The sequence below is a fragment of the Gardnerella sp. KA01001 genome (assembly GCF_049244025.1).
GTDB classification, from domain to species: domain Bacteria; phylum Actinomycetota; class Actinomycetes; order Actinomycetales; family Bifidobacteriaceae; genus Bifidobacterium; species Bifidobacterium swidsinskii.
Genome location: NZ_CP058366.1, coordinates 1,472,321 through 1,494,724, shown reverse-complemented (window position 1 = coordinate 1,494,724; position 22,404 = coordinate 1,472,321). Strand labels below are relative to the sequence as shown.

12 protein-coding genes and 1 pseudogene are annotated in these 22,404 nt (G+C 38.3%); 10 read left to right on the top strand and 3 right to left on the bottom strand.

The window, feature by feature from the left end:
* Positions 1 to 10: 10 nt before the first annotated feature.
* Positions 11 to 1,387 (top strand): LlaJI family restriction endonuclease, encoded by a 1,377-nt coding sequence (locus tag HXT59_RS06005; protein ID WP_012914003.1) that lies wholly within the window; start codon positions 11 to 13, stop codon positions 1,385 to 1,387.
* Positions 1,388 to 1,528: 141 nt separating this feature from the next.
* Here HXT59_RS06005 and HXT59_RS06000 read toward each other — a convergent pair.
* A pseudogene (locus tag HXT59_RS06000) lies at positions 1,529 to 2,174 on the bottom strand (relaxase/mobilization nuclease domain-containing protein); the annotation flags it as partial.
* A 743-nt stretch (positions 2,175 to 2,917) separates the two neighbouring features.
* Here HXT59_RS06000 and HXT59_RS05995 point away from each other — a divergent pair.
* The 7 genes from HXT59_RS05995 to sstT all read left to right on the top strand — a co-directional run bounded on the left by HXT59_RS05995 (position 2,918) and on the right by sstT (position 16,816).
* Positions 2,918 to 3,655, top strand: a complete 738-nt coding sequence (locus HXT59_RS05995; RefSeq protein WP_012914005.1) for a hypothetical protein — start codon at positions 2,918 to 2,920, stop codon at positions 3,653 to 3,655.
* A gap of 12 nt (positions 3,656 to 3,667) precedes the next feature.
* A complete protein-coding gene (locus HXT59_RS05990; protein WP_012914006.1) occupies positions 3,668 to 5,233 on the top strand; it encodes an InlB B-repeat-containing protein in 1,566 nt (521 codons plus the stop codon).
* A 238-nt stretch (positions 5,234 to 5,471) separates the two neighbouring features.
* Entirely contained in the window at positions 5,472 to 5,798 is a 327-nt protein-coding gene (locus HXT59_RS05985) for a hypothetical protein (protein WP_244261715.1), read from the top strand.
* Positions 5,799 to 6,480: 682 nt separating this feature from the next.
* Positions 6,481 to 7,743, top strand: coding sequence for a YcaO-like family protein (locus tag HXT59_RS05980; RefSeq protein ID WP_012914007.1), 1,263 nt, complete (start codon positions 6,481 to 6,483; stop codon positions 7,741 to 7,743).
* Between the two features lie 22 nt (positions 7,744 to 7,765).
* Entirely contained in the window at positions 7,766 to 9,079 is a 1,314-nt protein-coding gene (locus HXT59_RS05975; RefSeq protein WP_012914008.1) for an MFS transporter, read from the top strand.
* Positions 9,080 to 9,262: 183 nt separating this feature from the next.
* On the top strand, positions 9,263 to 15,133 hold the full coding sequence (locus HXT59_RS05970) for a GA module (protein WP_421784278.1): 5,871 nt from the start codon (positions 9,263 to 9,265) through the stop codon (positions 15,131 to 15,133).
* Between the two features lie 426 nt (positions 15,134 to 15,559).
* Positions 15,560 to 16,816, top strand: coding sequence for a serine/threonine transporter SstT (gene sstT, locus HXT59_RS05965; RefSeq protein WP_421784277.1), 1,257 nt, complete (start codon positions 15,560 to 15,562; stop codon positions 16,814 to 16,816).
* A 168-nt stretch (positions 16,817 to 16,984) separates the two neighbouring features.
* Here sstT and epsC read toward each other — a convergent pair whose 3' ends face one another.
* A complete protein-coding gene (epsC, locus tag HXT59_RS05960) occupies positions 16,985 to 17,824 on the bottom strand; it encodes a serine O-acetyltransferase EpsC (protein ID WP_421784276.1) in 840 nt (279 codons plus the stop codon).
* A gap of 117 nt (positions 17,825 to 17,941) precedes the next feature.
* Positions 17,942 to 18,874 (bottom strand): cysteine synthase A, encoded by a 933-nt coding sequence (gene cysK, locus HXT59_RS05955; RefSeq protein ID WP_174143395.1) that lies wholly within the window; start codon positions 18,872 to 18,874, stop codon positions 17,942 to 17,944.
* Between the two features lie 988 nt (positions 18,875 to 19,862).
* Between cysK and HXT59_RS05950 the strand changes: the two genes are divergently transcribed.
* Positions 19,863 to 21,458 carry an InlB B-repeat-containing protein gene (locus HXT59_RS05950; protein ID WP_421784275.1) on the top strand — a complete coding sequence of 532 codons (1,596 nt, stop codon included), beginning with the start codon at positions 19,863 to 19,865 and terminating at the stop codon, positions 21,456 to 21,458.
* A gap of 488 nt (positions 21,459 to 21,946) precedes the next feature.
* A complete protein-coding gene (locus tag HXT59_RS05945; RefSeq protein ID WP_064340420.1) occupies positions 21,947 to 22,369 on the top strand; it encodes a GNAT family N-acetyltransferase in 423 nt (140 codons plus the stop codon).
* The last annotated feature ends 35 nt before the right edge of the window (positions 22,370 to 22,404 follow it).

Here is a 22,404-nt window from a genome sequence, read left to right as displayed (position 1 = left end):
GGTGATTTATATGGATTTAGACTCAGCATCAAAGTCAATCAAGGAATTTGATATTAAAAAACACTGCCATGTTAACACAAATGAAGATGGTGATCGTTTTGTTGGTATCAAAGCTGATTCTGATAATGCTATGGTCTATTTTCCAATCGGATATGAGTTGCCAAAAACCGATGCTGAAATTAGAACAGACATAAAGCATTTAATACAAGTGTTATCTGAATTTACAACAAAAGATGACAGATTATTGGCAATTAATAAGTTTACAGCACCACAATTAGTAGGCTTCCCTATCAATGCGTATAAAAATGTTATAGAATATTATTTTTCAATTGGTGGCGCCTATTATGTTGAGAAAGAGCAAGTATATACTACTGCTTCAACTGGTAAGCAGGATTGGGCAAGAACTGCACGAAAGCAAATGCCTCTTGTTCAAAGCAGAAATGGTGTGAGTTCTTTTGTGTTTACACAGTTTGAAGTTCGATCTTCAACTCCAAATGACACGAAAGAAATAACGCAGATCAATAGATTCTGTGTGTATGAAGCGTTTAAGAGACTTGGATGGCTGTATGTTCCCTATATGCCAGAGGAATCAGGGTCACATCCGGATATTAAGACGTCAATAAGAATTGTCCAAAACAAGCTTGCTACTACAAATGACGATAGGAAGAAATCCTTATTTCGTAGCATGAATGACATGCTTGAGTATATGTATGAGAAGACTTCAGATAAGCAATTCTACTTTGGTACAGATGACTTTGATCATGTGTGGGAAAAATTAATTGATCGAGCATTTGGAGAGAAGGACAAAAATAAATATTTTCCTCGTTCAAGATGGTTGCTTGATTGCGGCAAATACAAAGAAAAGAAGCCTTTGATTCCGGATACAATCATGATATATAACGATAAATATTACGTTCTTGACGCTAAGTACTATAAATACGGTTTGACTGGGATTCCTGACCATCTGCCTAACGGTTCGTCAATCAATAAGCAAATTACATATGGCGAATATTTGGAAAAGAATAAGAATGTAGATGCGAAATCTCTATTTAATGCTTTCATCATGCCGTACAATATGGCAAAGAACTATTTTAGTCTGACGTCTTTTGTTGGAAACATTGGTGAGGCAATTGGCGACTGGAGATGCAACAAAAAATACTATGAACGAATCCAAGGAATTGTGATTGATACAAGGTACCTAATGTACCATTATTCAGGTAAGCCGATAAAGGAAAAGGCTGCACTTGCGGAATCTATAGAGTCTGTTCGGTGGAGGAAGGAAATAAAATTTACAAAGGAATCATCTCTTCCTAAAACAGTATCTTATGCGCGTAAGCCTACTGATTCTATGGTTGCCGAAGACCGTGGCACGTACGATATAGATTAAATATAAAAAATACTATTGCAGAATCTCTGTTTGTAGTACTACAGACAGAGACTTTATTTTATGATATGTACTCCTTTCACTAGCAGTCCAGAAAAGGGGTACATATCATTGCCCAATATTCATAGCCTTTGCTTCCTTTTACCTTTCTTCAGTATAATCTTCTCCGATTGTTCTAGATCTTGTAAATCTCGGCTTATCTTTCGGTTTAAAAGCAATGTGTTTGCTATACTTAATTTCATAGCCAAGATTAGCCATTTTCTTTAAAAAATCATCCCAATCCTTAAACTGTTTTACCATTCTGTCAATATCAAATTGCAGCCTGCTTTTCCAAGAAGTACCACGCTTTGTCTGTTTATTCTCATACCAAGATTTACCGTTAGTCTTATATTTCTTCTTGTAACTTTCGTAAAACTCATCAATGACAGGTAGGTTGTTTTCTTTGCATAGCTTGTCGCTTTGATACCTGATTTGATGACAGCTTTTCTTATTAGACTGGTGGCATCTACCCGTTATCATATTTACATTGTTGAAGATGATGTGATTGTGGATATGCCCTTATCTACGTAAGTAGATAAGACAAATTCGTACTCGTCTTTAAGTATATTCTTATACAGCTTTATACCAATCTGGTGAGCCATTTCAGGACTTGTTTCTCTCGGTAAAAATGATTGAATGAGATGTCTTGCAAAAAGGGTTTCTTTTGCTCTCGCGTCTTTCGTGTCCTTAAAAACTGAGTGTGGGCAGTTGATTCGTGGCATTTATGAGTGCGTAGTAAAAGTTGCTTGTTGAATATTATGAAGGCAAAGATTTGCAGGTAATTGCTTCGTTTATGAGGGAATATTGTTGGCGACATTAAATGCGCATGATGGTGTTGTCTGCTTTTGCGGTTGTTGCCGCTGCTACTTCTGTGTATGAAAAGTATAGTTTTACTGCTACCTTGTCTTGTGTTGTTTCCAGAACACTAGAAGCGTCACCACAGCACCGGTCAAAATTGTAACGACGGTATTAATCTGTGTTCCAGGACTCCAAGCATAGCTAATAAAGTGCAAATTAGACACATATGGCTACTATCTCCTTACGATCTTAGGTAAAACCATTCATAATTAAGCGGTCAAAACGTGCAAAAAAGACTACTTAAAACCTACGCAAGACATGTGGGCACACAAAGTTCGCTAGAAACGATTCGGCAAGATATACAGTATTACAAGAATAGTACAGTTTGATGTGCGCGAGATTTTTAACAGCTAATCTGATACACTAATGATAGTAATTATGCGAAAAAGGTTGACAAGCCATGAAAAGACTGACAAAATCCTTGACAGACAGACAGACAGACAGACAGACAGACAGACAGACAGACAGACAGACAGACAGACAGACAGACAGACAGTGTAGTTCTGTCTCTTTTCACGTAGAATTTTTTAATTGGCAGAAATATATACCTGATGGATGGGTATGTGTTCCTGCCTATTTTTATGCGATTTTTCAAAACAATAAAAAGAACATTATTAGATTAATAAGGAGGAAAATATGAGAACATTAGTAAAAAAGACAATGGGTCTATTGATGGCAACATTAGTAGCGTTTGGTGTTATGGCTGGAACTACACAGGCCTTTGCGGCTGAGAACAATGTTCCCAGTGAATATGTAAAAGGTGGAAAATTAATTACTGGCACCATTGATCTTTCTAAGACTGTTAATAATGTCGGTAAAGATGTTATTAAAGACGGCAAACTTTACTATGAAGGCGTTGCATCTGGGGTGGTTGAGGCAAGCGATTTGTTTGAAGGTGCATACAATAAGTATATAGCGGATATTAAAGGTCACACTGATGGCGGGAATGAATGGGATCATTTAGTAATGTTTGATAAAGGCCAAAATTTCCCTACTGCAAAATATACTGTTACTTTTTCTAAAAACTTTAAGTTTAACTTAGATGAAATTACCTGTTCAGCAAATACAGCCATGATTAGTGGCGTAGAGAAATCTTACAATGAAGATACCAATTCGGTGACCTTTACTTTTAAACTTGGAAACTGGAACGATTACAAAGAATTCTTCGAATTATACGAAAAAGAAAAAGGAACCACAGGTCATCCTATTTCAGTTAGTATCCCATATTCTGTAGAAATTAAAGATAGTAGCGTAAAGAACTTGGGCGATATAAAAGCTGAAGGTAAATGCGAGCTTTATAAGAAGTTTGTGTTCTGGGAAATCAAAATTGTCGATATTACTGCTAAAGAAATAGGTTTTACTGTAAGTCGCTAATCGGAGCATTATATGAAAAAATTTTTAAGTACAATTTTGGCTATTTTGTTTCTTACGGCATTCTCATCGGGAGTAGCGCATGCTGAAGTGCCTGAAGATTTTAACTCCATGAAATCAGGAAATACTTGGATAGAACTTGAAGAAGCGAATACAGCTATTTTTGGTGATTCAACAATTGTGGCCGTCCCTAAAGGTGTATTGAAGCCTGAAGATACAGCAATTGGCAAAAAATATAAAAATGAGATTAAAGATACTCCTGTCTATTTTAGCTATTCGACAGGTATTTATTCAGATGATGGAAAACCTGCACTTTCCCCATTTCTGAAAATGCTTAAGGAATACAAGCCTGAGAATCCGACAGTTTATGATCATGCTGTTCCGATGACAGACAATCCAATGTTTTACGGAGACCTTTCCTATAATAATGAAACGATATCAAAAGATGTGAAGATTTCTGCCGGGGATAGTCTATCAAGTTTGAAATTAACGCTCTCAAACATGAACTGGCTATCTCAGCCGATTTTCTCGGAACTTTCAGCTCATGATATGTATATACATGAAAAGAACGACGGAACGTTAAGGTTCTTAACAGACTCTCAACTTGTGTATACGATTAAATTCCCTAAAGGATTTGACATATCTAAAGCAACAACCACATCTGATGCATCTCCTGATTTACTAACTCTCTCTACTTCTGTAAGCGGTGACGTTAAAACCGGTATGACACTTATCGTTACACTGAGAAGAAATGGAGCTGGAGAAAAACTCCTAACAGAAGAACAATTTAAGAATGAGCTGGATTCTCTCAACACAATCTCTGTATCTATGAAGGATATAGCTATTACCAAAGATGCTGTTGAGGGTAAGAATGTTGTTACTGGCTCCATTGGCGGATTTCTTGAGTATATGAACATTGGGTATGACAATGCCAATAAAAAAATAAATGCCTATACTTGGACATATGTTCACTATTTTGCAGCCCCTCAAGAAGCTAGCGGTAAAGATAGCAATTTAGCTGCTAACGACAGTCAGTATAAAATCCAATATACATTTAATGTTGTTAAGCCTGCTCAAAGCACTGTTACTTTCAAGGATGGCGATAAGACGCATGCAACAGTAAAGGTAGAAACTGGTAAGGCTATTGATACTGATGCGTTGACTAATGAGTCTATGCCGAAGAAGCCAACGAAGGCTGGTTATACCTTCAAGGAGTGGAATACGAAGGAAGACGGTAAGGGTGAGACGTTTACGGGAGCAAGCATAGTTAATGGCGATATGACTGTGTATGCTATTTACACGAAAGATCCTGTACCAAATCCGGATCCAACTCCGAATCCTCCGGCACCGACGCCAACTCCGTCACCGAATCCAGAGCCTAACCCAACTCCAAATCAACCTGCGTCGGAACTGAAGCTGCAGCCGCAGACACCAGCTCCTCAGCCGCAGCCTGAAAAGCATATTGGCATGATTCCTAAGACAGGCGAATCGGCATCGTTTGCAGGCTTGCTCGCAGTGCTTGGTTTCTCAATTGCTGGACTTGCACTTCTTCTTAAGAAGAAAATGATGAAAAAACAATAAGTAGGCACTGCTTGTTTTAAGTAACCGGCATTGTTTATTAGAAGATGGCTCTAGCGATATGTTAGAGCCATCTTTTTGTATGTTATCTTTTGAGTGTTATTTGAGATAAGCTTTCTTATTTTCAATAATAAATAGTATGATGCTCCAAACTAAGGGTTAAGAGCTCAATGTCAAAATTTCAGGATTCCTATAAATAGTTTCAGAGTACAAGAGTAAGATTTCATTGTGTCAACACGTAATGAAACTAGAAGCGTGTTTTGGTAAAAAGATATTTTTTAACCATAATAAATATAAAAGTTGGATTTCTAGCACAGATGAGTTTTCAGAGAAACGCTCAACAAATTGGATGACATATGTAGATGAACGTCGAATGGAAATAACGTGCGGAGAAGCTCCTTATTTAGTTAGTCGTTATAATGCAACAACTGGCAAAATAATTCCACTTAAGCAACGTATTGGACTTTTAGATCGTAAGCTTAGAGTAGTTAAAGAGAATAGTGATAATGAGACAGATTGTCTCAAATGGTCTAAACGTGCATTTTTTGAATCTATTTATGGTTTTTAATATCAAGGATATAGTCTTCTTCTGGCAAGAGAAAACCTTCTTGCAACTTAACTGGGATAGTACAGAAGAATTACGTCAAGCAATTGATTCTTATAATAACCACAGAGTTAAAAGGGGGCTTAAAAGACAATCGTGCTATTACTGCATAAAATACTTAAGTAATTATCATAAGCCCCTTTTTTGGCCTATAGACCTTCTTTTTTAGTGGATTATATTTAGTCTAATCTTGTTAATCTTTAAAAATTTGTATTAGTTGCAACAGTATATTTTACTTTTTCTCAATGATCGTTTTCTTTTTAACACACCCATTTAGTATAAAATTTTTCATTCATACAATAATTTACTATAAGTCTTTCTTAAAATAATTAATAAAATTTATTATTTGTTACTGTTTTGTATTCATGACTTACAACTGTATTGTATTTTTTTGTAAGAAGTAATAGCATCTCCTATTAAAGTTCTTAAATGAACTTAGAAGGAAATTAAATGAGTTATTATTTTTTATTGAAAGGTGAATATTATGGGACGTACTAGAACTGAACATAGCACTCCACATCTTACTAGTATGAGTGATTTCTTTGTTGGTGAAATACCAGACGATGATGAAAATTGAAATAAACATGCTGGCGGTTTTGTTATTTTGTAATAAAATTGCCAGCATTATTTTGTGAAAAGATATGTTATGGTTAATTTTGTTTCACCTGAACGAGAATTTACATTGATGGATTCTTTGTCATCAATTATTGAGGTATTTGCCTTAAAGAAGTGGCAATGGAGTGTTGAAGTATCGCAATGGAGTGTTGAAGTATCAGCATTAGACACTACTTGTATTTTGGATTCGTGTGTTTATTTAGATGAGGCTGATTGTGCAGATATTGTTTTAGAATCCGCTAGAGGTAAAGGTCTTGGGCTTGAATCTCTAACTAGCGGTTTATATGAATTATTGGAACATATAGTATATTCGAATCAGTCTGTTTTGTATTCTTGTTCATCATCTCTTCGAATAAAAGGAGATGCGATTCTTAATCTTTCTAATTCAGCAAGCAAAAATACTGATTATACTTTTTATAGTATGAGTGATAATGCTATTGCTTCGTTACCACCAGAATACTGCGGTGGAAAGTCTACTGGTGAGTTTTCTTCTATTGATGAAAATTTAATTCGTTGCTACTATACAAATAATGGATGGGCCGCAGGCACTTCTATCCAAGAAGCGACTTTGCATGCGCTTAATGAACTTATTGAACGAGATGCAACATCTAATATTCTTCTTTCTAATATATTTGATGATGTATGCGTAGAGTTTTTAATTCCTAATTGTGAATTATTGAAAGAAATAAAACAGGCTATTGAGAGCGCAACTGGTAACAAGGTGTATATTGTATCGATTCCAGCTTTGTCTGGCTCAGTGGTGCTATCTATATGTTATAAGACAGATAGAGAAGAAATTCCTACTTTTGGATGTGGCGCATCGCAATTTTTAGGATACGCAACATATCGTTCGCTTCTTGAGTTATGGCAAGAGTTATGTGCAGATAAAGATTATTCTAATCCTGAAGAACGTGATAGATCCAAAAGACTAAACCATCTTGTACATTCATATCCAAATATTAAGAAAGCTCTATTCTTAGAAAAAATTAGACAGGATAGTAGGAAATTTTCACAAAAATTAGTGTCATATGATATATGTGACACTTTATCTATTCCTAACATAGGAATTCAGATAAATAATATAGTAAACGATCTTCATAAGTACGGAATAGATATATGGAAACGTGACGCATTCCACTATGAGCGTAAATCGATGAAATGCAATCCTAGTGTTGTGCAAATTGTCGCACCAGGATTGGAACGTTTTCATGTTATTCGTCATGGTTTTCCTGCTGAACTTATAGGTCGTCTAAGAAAACGTAAATCAATAATGTTGATTCGTCAACACAATTAATGTAATTTATAAGGGGCTTATTATGAAGGCTATTGGTAAGCGGAATAATATTTTTATTCGTATGAGATCTATTAGTCCAGCATTGCGATGGGCTTTGGTTGGCTTCTGTTTTTCTATGCTCGGCAATCAGGCGTATGAAGGCTCGGTTTTGCCTTCGATTATTATTGTTGGCTTGCCGGCTTGGGTGATTGGTTTTCGTAAGACTTTTATGACGGTTGCCGATTTTCTTTCGCCATGCTCTGGTTGGATTGTTGATAAGCTTGGCGGTTTTCGCGCTCTTGCTATGACTGAAGGCGTAGAAGGCGTGCTCAGTTTGCTGCCGCTTCTTATGCTTGGCTCTCCAGCTTGGAAGTGGTCGCTTGTAGCTCTTTCTTGCGCATTGTTGATTACCGGGCAAGTGATTGATATCGCTAGCGAAGTTTTCGAGGTTGATGCTGCCGGCGGCGATGACGGCATGATTGTAAACTACAGCGGCATTGTAAGCGTTTTGGCGAGTGTTACAGGAACCTTGCTCGGCTCTCCATTAGGATCGTGGATTGCGAGCTGGTCGATTCCTGCGGTTTTGATTTTCTCGTCCGTGACTTCTTTTGCGGCTTGTGCTACGCGATTTATTATGAAACAAGACATTGCGCAAGCGTCTTGCGCAGAAGAGGAAGCGTTGCAAGATGTAGAGAATGAATCGCAAGCGATTAGTGAAGAAGGAGAAGTATCGCAAGTATCGCAAGTATCGCAAGAAAATGACGTTGCCAATAAATCTGCAGCTAAGCAATCTGCGAATCCGTTACTCAAGAGTAAAATCATGCTTCTTTTGGGTTCTCTTTTGGTTGCTTTTATTCCTGCATGCTCTGTTTCTTATATTCTTCTCGGTCTTGGTAAGCAATATGGTTCTAACTCTTTGACGATATTGTATATTTTTACTGGTGTAGGAAGCGTGCTCGCATCCGTTTTATATGCGCATTCTTCTCAAAAACTCGGTTTAAGAAAAGTTGCGATTTTAGGTATTGCTGTGAGCTTGCTTGCTTATTGCTTTATGTTTATTAATCTTTTGCCAATGATGTGCTTTGCATTCTTCCTTCAAGCGATTGGTGGAATGTTACTAGTAGAGCCGATTATTGTTGCGCGTCAGATTCTGTTTAAAGGTAGTGCGCTCGCTAAGTTTTCTGGTTGGGCGCGCCTTGCGTTTGCGATTGGTGCTACTACTGGTTCTTGGATTGGATTTGCATTCTCATCTACGTGCCAATGGCAGCTTTTGCCTATACTCGCGCTGATTTTTACTGCCGGTTTGATTGTTGTTTTGCCGCAGTTGCCAAATACCAGCTATGCGGCGCTCGCATGATTATTTGTAATATTTAATATTGAATATAGTTGTTACCTTAATCGCATGGTAGTTTTTGCCTATATTACTTGAATTATTACGCGGGGGGGGGTATCCTTTGCTCTATTAACAAGCTCTTTTACAAGATGTGAGTTTACGTCTGCAGAGCGAGTTGAAGAGAAAATATATAAGTGAGGACTGTTAATGGTTAAGAAAACACAAGCTGCTAAAAATGCTTTACATGTGTCTAAGAATTACGCGTATTTGAAGCCGAGTACACTTCGTTCAATGGCGAAAGAGATAAGTGGAACTCGTTTAGAAGCATGTAAGTCGTATGCGGTTTCACGTTTACCGAAAATTGCTGTGACTGCAACATTGGCAAGCTTGCTTGCTTGTGGTGCTGGTTTGCCAACTCATCAAGCTTGGGCTAATGGTTTTAATCTTCCTGATGGTAGCTATAGGTATGCGAATCGCGATTCTTCTACAAAGGCGCAGAGGTATGTGGATATTAAACTAGTGCCATGCGATGAAAAACAAAACGATAATAAGGAAACAGCAGACAGAAAAACTTACGGACAATATTATAAGGTTGAGTACCAGTTTAATTCTCAGGGTGAATGGTGGGGTGGTCGACCATTCTGGTGGGCGAGTGTGCCTAAGGGTGTTGACATTGTAGATAATAAAATTACTTTGTACAAAGATGAACAGTTGACTGGTGATTCGTCTTCTCAACAAACAGGTGCAACATATACAAAGGAGTCTTGGAATCAGTCTGCCAGCCGTTTCTGGTTTGATAATAATAAAGAGCAAGGCACTGAATTTAAGAATAACTGGGAAAGAATGACCGGTGAAGCCGGTGGTTATGACGAATCTGGTAATACTCTCGGTACTTCTAGGGAATATAAGGACGCTACTAGTGCCTTGATTATTAACTGGGAGAGTAGAGGCAATAGAAAGTCTAAGATTAGCTTCGTTATTAAACTGAATGATAAAACGAAGCCTTTGAAATTTGCTGCAGGTGTGTACCAGGTGATGGGCAACTGGCATTACACTGCTGGTAAGGTTGCGCTTGCGCCGACGTTGCCAAAATACTCACAAGAATTGGAACTTACTTATCCTACAGATAAAGTAGAAGTTGATTCTTCGACATATGGAAATAATCTTTCAGAAGATGAGAAAAAGGCTGTTCTTACAAAGCTGTGGAATGCTAATAAGAGTAATACCGATGTGCTGAAAAAGCTTAAAGGTATGGAACAGACTCAAACTGAAGAGGCTTTCAAAAAGGCTGTAAAAGTCAATAACGATGGTAGCGCAACGGTAACATACAAGGATAACTCTACGGATACTATTTCTAAGGAGAATCTGACTAAGCGTTATATTCCTTTTGCTGATAAGGTGAAAATTAACTATCCTACCAATTTAACTCCTGTTAAAAATATTTCTCAATTAAGCAAGGAAGAGAAACAAGCTGTAAAGAATGCTATTTTAGCAGCTAATACTGGTAAGCATATTAAAGATTTGACTGTTGATGCTAGTGGCAATGCGACTATTACTTTCACTGATAAGATTGGCGCTCCTTCAACTAAAAAGCTTGAAGGCAAGTATCTTGTAAAGAAGCAGCGTTCACTTGCGGATAAGTTTACGCCGTACTATCCAGTGCCAATGGCAGTTGGAAATCCACAAGGGTTGACTGTGAATGAGCAGACGGAACTTGTGAAGAAAGTTTATGAAGCAAATAAAAATAAATCTGACTTCATAGATGCAATTGGTAAGCCTAACAATCTAGAAGAAGCTAAGAAATCTATTACAGTAGATAATAAAGGCAACGTAACTATCACTTATAAAGATAATACTGCTGATTTTCCATCTACTGATAAGCTCGATGGCAACAAGCTGGTGTATCAAGCGAAGAAGCTTAATGAGACCACTTACATTACGCTTCCAGCTCGTACAGCTGTAAAAGATGCTAAGGCAATTCAAACCAATGAACAGTCAACTATTAGGCAAGCCATCTTAACAGCCAATAGTGGTCTTCAAAGCAAACTAAAAGGCAGTAATGAAAATACGGCGATTACGTTTGATGATGCTAAGCATACTATGTCTGTTAAGTTTAATGATGATTCAACTTCTACCTTCGACTATTCTGAGTTGGTATACACCAAGGGGAATCCAGAAAAGCCAAAAACTGAAACAAAAAATAGTAATGGGTACAAGTACAACATTACTAAGATTGCTGTTGCTGATAAAAACAAATTAACTCAAGATGATTGGCATAAGTTTGTTAGGAAGTTTATTCAAGATAACTGGAAAGCAAAAGCTGGAAAATCTGAGATAAACGATCAATATATAAATAGTACGAATGGTCTTCTCAATCAACTTCATGCGCCTGACTCCAATACGGGTGGTGGTATGACGTTGTATAAATTCTTTAGCGATTGGGATGTAACGTCTGGATCTACATTAAAACTCGGTGATAATAGAAGTAATAAAGGTATTGTTTCTTTATATCAACATGATGATGAGGTTGAGATAAAAGCATTACAGGGTTGGAATCCGAATACGGTTATTACTCTTACTAAGGACGACTGCTTTGTATCTAATGCTGCCGCTCCTCAGCCTAAAGAACTTAAGAAGGAAGCTGAGAATCTTATTGACAAGATTCTTAAGAAAAATGGCTTGAATGATCAAGAGATTAAGAAGTTCAAGGAAGATCATCAAGGTGAAATCAACAATATTACTAAGCCAGAAGATGTAGACAAGATTATTAAGTCTGCTAATGAGCATGGTCAAGATGAGAAGAAAAAGAAAGATGCTCAGAAGCAGATTAATGATGCTAAGAATGATCTTGGTTTGACTCCTGAGCAAAAGACTGAACTTGATAAGAAGATTGGTACTGAGACTGATCCTGAAAAGATCCGTGAGAAGATAAACGAGTTCCAAAAGGATCAGGATCAAAAGAAGCAAAAGGAAGCTGATCAAAAGCAGCAACAAGCTGATCAGCAGGCTGAGCAGGAGAAGCAACAGCAGCAGCAGAAAGATGATGCGAAGGTTGATGGCGAGGTAACGAAGCAGAATCAACAGGAGCAGCAAGACACAGGCAAGGCTGAAGAAGCTAAGAAGAAAGCTGAACTTGAGAAGCAAAAGCAGGCTGCTATTAATGAAATTAACGGGAATGATAAACTCAAGCCTGAGGAGAAAGAGCAGTTTATTAATAGCATTCAGACTGCAACTGATGAGAATGCTATAAATGCTATAAAGAAACAGGCCGCGGAAAAGGCTACTCAGAATCAAAATGCTGCTGATAACAGTAATAACGATGGTCTTAATGATGCTAAGACTGATGCTAAAAACAAGATTAGCAAGTTGAAGAATCTCAGCGAACAAGATAAGAAGAAGTATCAAGACGAAGTAGGTACTGCAGATAGTCTTGATAAAGTTGCAGAGATTCTCAACAAAGCTGAGTTTGAGGATGCTAAAGCTGCAGCTAAGAAGAAGATTGCTGATCTGAAGAAGCATGGTGATCTTACTGATCAAGAAGCTACGAACTTCAATGCAAAGTTGGATGATAAAAATACCGATTCTATACAAGACATTGATTCTATTCTTCAGGAAGCTGAGCTTGCAAAGACTAGAAAAGATGCGAATACTGCAATAGATAATCTTCAGAATCTTAATAATGCACAGAAGAAGGCTCTTAAGGAAGAAGTTGCAAATCCTGAAACTGACCCTAAGAGTGATTTAGATACTGTTGATAAGGTGAAAACTGCTATCAATAATGTTGTTACTAAGGCTAAAGATCTTGACGGCAAGATGAAGTCACTCAAGAATCTTGTGACTCTTATTAATGACCAGAAGTCTACTCTTACAGCAAAGCCTGATTATAAAGATAATAAGAAGACTTCTTTTGAGAGTGCATTAAAGGCTGCGGAAGATCTTGTTAAGACTGATTCTGCTGAGAACAAGACTACTGATGAAGTTGAAAAGATTAGTAAAGCTCTTGAAAAAGCTGTTAAGGATCTCGGTGGTAATACTATTGACAAGTCAAAGCTTCAGGATGAAATTGAGACAGCTTATGAATTGCAAGGCAAGAATAAGCAGGGTCAGGATGATTCTTCTAAGAAGAAGGATCCAAAGTATGAGAATGCTTCTACAGAAAAGAAGAATGATTTTGATACTGCTCTGTCTGAGGCAAAGAAAGTTTATGACAAAACAGATGCTTCACAGCAGTCTATTAGTGATGCTGAATCTAAGTTAAGCAAAGCGATTGATGCTCTTGATGGTCATGATAAGACTGAGTTAAGCAAAGCTATTAAGAAAGCGAATTCAAAGAAATCTGAAATTGCTTACAAGAATGCTTCGAAAGATAAGCAGTCTGCTTTTGATAGAGCCTTAAACAATGCTGAGACAATTGAAAAGAAGGCTGGCGCATCAGATACTGAGATTAGTGATGCAAAAGACAAGTTGGATAATGCGATTAATGGTCTTGATGGCAAAGTTAAGACTGATGAGCTTCAGACAGCGGTTGATAATGCTAAGAAGTTGACCGGTGTTACTACTCCTAAGTCTCAGGACGCATATAAGTATGAGAATGCTTCTGAAGCAAAGAAGTCTGCGTTTGATAAGGCTTTGCAACAGGCTGAGTCTGCTATTACTGAAGCTAAGAATGCTAAGTCTACTAAGACTCCTGAGCAGAAGCAGCAAGCTGTTAATACTGCGTTGACTGCGCTTACTAAGGCTGTTAATGAACTTGACGGTAACGACAAGTCTCAATTGGTAGCAAAGCTCGCAGAAGCAAAAGGTAAGAAGAATGATGCTTCTTATAAGAATGCTTCTGCTGCTAAGCAAGCTGCTCTTGACAATGCTATAACCTCTGCAGAAAGCATTGTAAAGAAAGCTGGTGCAACAGAGAAAGAAATTTCTGATGCTACTTCTGCGCTTAATAATGCTGTTACTGGTTTGGATGGTCACGATACCTCTGCTTTGCAGGCGGCTGTGACTGCTGCTGAGTCGAAGAAGAAGACTGTTGCTTACATGAATGCTTCTGATACTAAGAAGACTGCGTTTGATAATGCTGTGGCTGCTGCTCAAGCTATTCTTGATTCGCCTAAGGGCAAGACTGAGCAAGAAATCAGCGATGCTAAGACTCAGCTTGAAACTGCTTCTAACGCTCTTGATGGAACTGTAGATACGTCTAAGTTGCAGGTTGAAGTTAACAAAGCTGATTCTTTGAAGAAGTCCGTACAGTATACGAATGCTGTTCAGGATAAGAAATCTGCGTATGATACTGCTCTTACGGCTGCTGAGTCTGCTCTTGCTGATGCGAAGAATGCTCAATCAGCGAATACTCCTGAGCAGAAGCAGATTGCTGTCAATGGTGCGCTGCTTCAACTTCAAACCGCAGCTGCTGCACTAAATGGTGTTGATATTGCTGATTTGCAAGCTGAGATTGCTCTTGAGAATAGTGTGAAAGAATCTGTAAAGTACGTGTATGATACTGCTGAAAAGCAGCAAGCATATAATAAGGCTTTGCAAGATGCGAAGGAGCTTATATCTAAGCTAGCTGATCCTGCTGGTCAGGGTGTGGAAGTTGCTACTAAGTCTCAAGCAGATCGTCAAGCTCTTGTTAATACTGCGTTAAAGAGTCTTAAGAATGCTAAAGATGCTTTGAATGGTGTTAATAAGACGGTATTGCAAGCTGAAGTTGATGATGATTCTCACTTTAGCAAGTCGTTTGCCTACTTGCTTGGTGAAGCTCCTGATTTGGATGTGTATAAGAAGGCATTGGCTGAAGCTAAACGTGTGCTTGCTGATCCGAATGCTACCCAGGCTCAGGTTGATGCTGCGGTTAAGAATCTTTCTGCTGCTCGTAAGGCTTTGGCTGCTGCTAAGGCTCATGCGGCTGATGTTCGTGCTTCTGTGCGCGCTCAGGTGTTGAAGAGTGGTAGTGTTGCTCAGCTTAGTAAGACTGGTAGTGACGTGTCTGTGTTTGGCTTGTTTGCTGCAACTCTTAGTGCTGCTGGTGCTGCGCTTTTCTCGGCTAAGCGTCGTGGTACTTCTCGTCATAGTAATAAGTAGAATATTTGCTAGCTGGTCTGGTTATTGCAGATCAGCTAGTTTTAGAGCTGCTTAATGTTTGCTTAATTGTATTCAGTAAGTTTGCTGAGTATTGGGTTAATTAGCATAATGAAGTTAATGTAAAATGTGCCTCACTTTGCGTCTTTTTTACTCCGCGAAGTGAGGCATTTTGCTATTTTAGTTTGCGATTACACTGGAAGTTATTGTTGCTTACTATATTTTAAGAGTTATCTTGCTTACAAAGCACTTATTGAAGTGTTTAGTCACTGAGTTGCTAAGTTATTGAAATATCGAAACATTAAAGCTTAACGATTTGCATATATATGCATCCTTATGTATAATCTTTAAAAAATAAAATCTTGCAAGTGCTAATACACGTAAAAGAGTATAAAACATTCTGCACAAATTACTATACAGGAGACTCTCATGCACAAGATTGTTCAAAAATGGAATAACATTGACCTTATTTTACGCATTGTAATTGGTCTTTTTCTCGGTGCTGCGCTTGGTATTTTTGTGCCAGCTCACGTCTATGTGCTAGATCTTATGGGAAAACTTTTCGTCAGTGCGCTTAAATCTGTTGCGCCAATTTTGGTATTTTGCCTAGTTATTGGTGCGCTTGCGCAAGCAAAAAGTGTTGGCAATATGAAATTGGTAATAGGGCTGTACGCGCTATCTACGTTTACTGCAAGCCTTGTAGCTGTATGTGCGGCTATGATTTTCCCTGTTGATTTTACTTTTGCTCATGTTGCAGCAGCGTCTTCGCCTTCTCCTCAAGGAATTGGTGAGGTGCTTAATTCACTTGTGCTAAATATTGTTGTTAATCCTGTAGACGCTCTCGTTAAAGGTAACTTTATTGGTATCCTCTTCTGGGCGATTGCTTTCGGCATTGCTCTGCGATTAGCCGAGCCTTCTACAAAAGCATTTTTCGATAACGTTTCATCTGCTATTGGAAAAATTGTCCACTGGATTATTAACGCAGCACCTTTTGGCATTATGGGTCTTGTTTATACAACAGTTGCAAGTAACGGTCTTCGTATTTTTAGCGAGTATGGTTTCGTTATTGCTTTGTTAGTAGGCACTATGGCTGTTACTGCTTTGATTATTAATCCTATTTTGGTTTTCGTACTTACGCGTAAGAATCCGTATCCTCTTGTTTTTAGAACTTTGCGCGATTCGGGTGTTACAGCGTTCTTCATGCGTTCTTCTGCTGCGAACATTCCTGTAAATATGAATTTGTGCGAAAAGCTTGGATTTAACAAAGATAATTACTCTGTTTCAATACCGCTTGGTTCAACTATTAATATGAGCGGAGCTGCTATAACTATTTCTATCATGTCTTTGTGCGCTGCTCACACGCTTGGTATTCGCGTTGATATTCCAACGGCTGTGATTCTTTCTGTGCTTTCTGCAGTTTCTGCTGCAGGCGCATCTGGTGTGGCTGGTGGTTCGCTTTTGCTTATACCTCTCGCATGCTCGTCATTTGGCATTTCAAACGATATCGCTATGCAAGTAGTTGCTATTGGTCTTATTATTGGCGTTATTCAGGATTCTTGCGAAACTGCACTTAACTCTTCCACGGATGTTCTCTTTACTGCGGTTGGCGAATATCGTATGTGGCAGCGTGCAGGTATTCAGTTTAAGATGGGCAAGGATCACGAGACTGTGCAACTTAAAAAGTAGCTGTTCTAGCTGTTGCTAGTTTTTGCTAAGTATTCTTGCTAGTGCGCGTTCTTACGTTTTTACGTTTTATGAGCGCGCACATTTATTATATTTGGATGTTTATTGTAAATGAATCTAACAGATGTTCAAATAAAATAGTAGAAGTGGAATCAGTATTTTTAGCGCGCATTAGACTTTAGGGAAGTGGTAGGTTGTGTTTGCAGGAATGCTGCGGTTGATCCACGCGTTTGCTGCGATTATACTTCCGCTTCCTATTGTGGTTTCTCCGCCAAGAATAGTAGCATTTGCGTAAATTACTACGTTGTTTCCAATATTCGGGTGTCGCTTTCCGCCTTTTATAGGATTTCCGTCCTCGTCTAGCGCAAAACTTTTCGCACCAAGCGTTACTCCTTGGTAAAGCTTAACATGCTCGCCGATTACAGTTGTTTCGCCGATTACAATGCCAGTTCCGTGATCAATGCAAAAATATGCACCAATTTTTGCTCCTGGATGAATGTCAATTCCGGTTTTTCTGTGAGCATATTCGCTCATAAGTCTAGGAATTAGTGGCACGTTAAGCTCATAGAGTGCGTGAGCTGTGCGGTGAATAAGCATTGCGTAAAAACCAGGGTATGCGAGCGTGACTTCTACTTTGCTTGTGCAAGCAGGATCGCCTTCGTATATTGCTTGAATATCTGTTAAAAGTAACTTTTTAATTGCAGGAAGTTTATGTATAAATTGATTGCAAGTTTCTTGAATTTTAATTGAGTTGCTTGTATAGGATTGAAGTTCGTGGAATATAATGCGTTCTATAGTGTCTAACGCGTTTGAAGTAACGGTATTCAAAGTAGCATTGAGTTGCGCAGTATCGTTACTTACATTGCGTGCATGCAACTCAGGCAAAAGTAACACCTGAGTTGCATGTATGAGCGCAATAATATTGTGATAGTTAGGTATGAATGTAGCTTGCCTTATGTCAGAATCATGAATTGAATTGAGTTTGTTTATAAGGTCAAGATGCTCATTCATACATTAATCTCCAGTATTTTTTTGTTTTCTTTATTTTCTCGTTTTAATTACTAATTAATATTTGCACATATTATTTAATCAAAACTTGCGTGTTTATAGTAGTGCTACTAAATACAGTTAGTTTTCAAATAATGCAGTAGACAAGTATCTATCTCCTGAATCTGGAAGTATTGCAACTATGGTTTTTCCCGCATTTTCTTCTCTTTTTGCTTCTTGGATTGCTGTCCAAACCGCAGCTCCGGAAGAAATGCCTACGAGAACGCCTTCTTTTTTGCTTATAAGCTTGCCGCTTTCAATTGCGTTTTCATTTGTTACATGAACAATACGATCGTAAATGTTTTGGTTGAGCACATCTGGCACGAATCCTGCACCGATTCCTTGAATCTTGTGCGCTCCTGGCTTGCCGCCTGCGAGCACAGGGGAGTCGGCTGGTTCTACTGCAATTACTTCAAGCTGCGGATTTTGCTCTTTTAAATATGTTCCTGTACCAGTAATTGTGCCGCCTGTTCCAACGCCAGCGATAAGCATATCCACGTTTTCGTCAGTGTCTTGCCAAATTTCTGGGCCGGTTGTGTTGTAGTGCGCGTGCACATTTGCTTGATTGGTAAACTGTCCTGGAGTCCACGCGTTTGGCGTGTTTTCAACGATTTCCTTCGCTTTGGCAATTGCGCCTTTCATTCCTTCTGCAGCAGGTGTGAGCACGAGTTCTGCCCCGTATGCTTTCATAAGTTTTCGGCGTTCAATAGACATGCTTTCTGGCATCACAATAATGCTTTTGTATCCTTTTGTTTGTGCAATCATTGCAAGACCAATGCCAGTGTTTCCAGAAGTTGGCTCAACAATTACTGAGCCTGGCTTAATTGTGCCTGTGGTTTCTGCTTCTTCAATCATCTGCTTTGCGATGCGGTCTTTTACGGAACCTGCTGGGTTGAAGTATTCGAGTTTTACGAGGATTTTTGCTGCTAGATTGTACTCTTTTTCAATGTGAGTAAGCTCCAGAAGTGGAGTGTGACCTACGAGTTCTTGCACGGACTTGTAGATGTTAGACATAATATTTCCCCTTACTTGTTTGTCTTGTTTAATTTAATTTGTTTAATTTTGTTTATTTTTAATTTTTAAAAAATAATTTTTTATTAATAAAGAGACTGTTGTTTATTAGTTGTTTCTAAAAATGCCATTTATCTGTTTAATATCTAATCCGTATTAAATTGTTATCTTTTCAACGTTTTATATTCGAATTTTGGCATAAAAAAAGAAACAGCGCGCTGTTTCTTAAATCGTAATTTGCTGTGTTCTAACGTAAATGCTTTTTAACACAGGCTAGATGTTATGCACAGTTAGTGCTTGAAAACATCATTTCGATTAAGAAATGCGCAACAGCATACGTTACAACAACAATTTGTCATCATATTTGTATGATACATGTGCACTCCTTTACTCGTCGAAATGGTGATAAGTGGAAACTATAGCGAATGGATTTGCGTTTGTCAAACTTAATTTAAGTTCGCTAATCTTAATTTGTGCTTTATGATCCTATTTTATGTTTGCCAAACTTAATTTTAAGAAATTATATGTTACTTTCATGTATCTTCGTTATTGCTGCTTTTGAGAGTTGGTTGTTTAGCAGATTTGATAGTTTATTTGTGAGTTATCTCATACTGGAATTTGCTAAGTTTGTTTGTTATAATTGGCATGTTAATTCGGTGACGGAAGTTGACAAACTGAGATCATGAAAAATATAATCCTCGACAGACAGACAGACAGACAGACAGACAGACAGACAGACAGACAGACAGACAGACAGACAGACAGACAGACAGACAGACAGACAGACAGACAGACAGACAGCGTGATGCTGTCTTTTTCGTAACATAATTTTTATCGTCTCACCACTTTATACATTGTTTATTTTGTATTGAAATAGGTTAGTGGTTCTGCATATTTACACGTATTTTTGGTTTTGCGTTTTCACTATATCAATTTTCAAAATTAATAAAAATTATTATTACGATAATCATTAGTTTGGTTGGAAATAAAAATGAATAATAAAATAATAAAAAAAGTTATTAATTTGGTAGTTGCTTTTGTAGCTACGATTGGACTTTTTGCTGGAACAGTGACTGCACAGGCTGCTGATAAGGGAACTGCAGAAGTCAAGAAATATCCGCTTTCACTCGATATGGATATCGCTTTGGACCCTGGGTATGGCCACACGCATCCAGGTGGTAAAGGACAGATTGACAAAAACATTGAAAGCATGTGGGAAAATCTTCCGATAACCGTCGAGGATGAAAACGGAAAGAAAATTGATGTTAAGAAGAATCTGCAATCTAACTTTCAGCGGTTTGTTGGCGATTTTGCGATAGGAGAAAAATTAACAATAACGATTGATACTGATAAAATTCCCGTGGGTTATCATCTTTCTCATGATACGGATCGCACATATATTCCAGCAAAAGGCTACTCTAAATTCACCGTTACGTATAAACTCGACGATGGTAAGCCCATACCTCTGCGAATTTCGTTTGGAAAATTGAACGTGAAATTCGATCTTAAGGGCGGAAATATTGAAGGTAAGACGGATCCAATCGTCAATACTGTAAAAACGGATAATACGGTTGATTTCCCAGCTGACCCTGCAAAAAAGAATTTGGTGTTTGGCGGATGGTATACCGAGCTTCCTGATATTGAATATTATCGGGATCATAACATGGCAGGCAAACGCTACTACTGGAATAAGAAGTCACTATTTTCGGATACCAGTTGTGACGTGCCGCAGTGGAATGATGAGAAATTAGATCCTCGGGGCGACTATCAATTTTTACTTCGCGCACAGTGGAATGCTCGCGCAACTTTTAACGCAAATGGAGGAGTGTTCAATAATAAAAATGAGAACACGAAGGACGAAGTAACAACTATAGCTGGTAAAAAAATTACAATTGCCCAAGCTCCTACGCGCGAAGATTATCAGTTCTTAAACTGGGTAGATGCTGCTGGTAAAACTTACAAGCCTGGTGAAGAATATACTTTGAATGCTAATACTGTGTTTACTGCCAAGTGGAAGCAGATTCGAAGCACGGTTACTTTCAAGAACGGCGATAAGACTCAAACGGTAAAGGTGGAAACTGGTAAGGCTATTGATACGGATGCGTTAAAAGATCAGTCAATGCCTAAGAATCCAACTAAAGATGGCTACACGTTTAAAGAGTGGAATACTAAGGCGGATGGTAAAGGTAAAGCATTTACTGGAACAACGCTTGTAAATAGTGATTTGACTGTGTATGCCATTTTTACGAAGAATCTGAAACCAGCACCTACTCCAGATCCAATTTTGCCTGCACCTTTTGAGCCTGAATCAGGGATGGAGAATCCATTGTCAGTTCCTGAATCTCAAACTCCGGAAACTAAACAAGAGCTATCTTCTGCGCCTAAGTCGGAGCATGAACATAATACAGCGCATGAATATGTGAAATCTCCTGTTGTTGAACATAATACGGAAAAGCATGTTCCAGCTATGCCTAAGACTGGTGAGTCAGCTTCGGTTGTTGCGTTGATTTCTGCTTTAGGTTTTGCTATTGCTGGTTTCGCTGTCGTGCGATTGAGGAGAGTGTTTGAAGCAAAATCCGTAAGATAACTAGCGTTTACTTGCGTAAGTTGAAGTTTTACGCGCTTTTATAAGGCTTCGTAAAGTCTTATAAAGTAAATGAGGCGGCCTTGACTAGTTGATAGTTAAGGCCGTTTTGTTTACTGACGCTTGTTTTTGTTTACTTATATGGCTGATAAGTAAACAAATTCGGGGAAGTGCTCTTGTTTTTTTACTTGTGTACCCTCTAAGTAAACAAATTCGGTGAGAAGCTCGCTAGTTAGATCTCTTACGAAACTCACGTTGGAAGTTCACAGTACTTCCAATCCAAGTGAGTTTTTGTATTGAAGGGAATTGAAATCCCAATGGTTTCAATCTCGGTCAAAGCGCTATAGTAGTACACGAATGCACGGGTTGTCTTTGGTGCATTAAAGTCCTATGTTAAAAGAAGAGATAGGCGACTTGATATACTGAGCGATTACGCTAGAAAATTTAGGGTTTCAACGTTGATTGCACAGTATTCGGAGGTGTTATTGTCAATGAATTTAGCAGATGTTCAAATAAAAGAGTATGAAAAGTATAATAGCAAAGATATTTTAAGGTTGTATGATTCCGTTGGTTGGTCTGCGTACACAGATGATTTAGTTGCTTTGGAAAATGGTTTTAACAATTCGCTCAAGGTTTTAGCTGCATATAAAAGTGATGAGCTAGTTGGCATTGTTAGAGCTGTTGGCGACGGATATACGGTTGTTCTTATTCAGGATATCCTTGTTTTGCCTGAGTATCAAAGGCAGGGGATAGGGTCTGCTTTGTTAAAGGCGATTGTGGATTGTTATCCTAATGTTCGTCAAATTCAATTGACTACGGATTGTACTGAAAAAACTATTGCTTTTTATAAGTCAGCTGGCTTTATTGAGTTAGCAGAAATCGATTGCTGCGGTTTTATAAAAGACAGGACATGATGCAGAAAATATGATTCTCTAGTGGCCATTAAGTG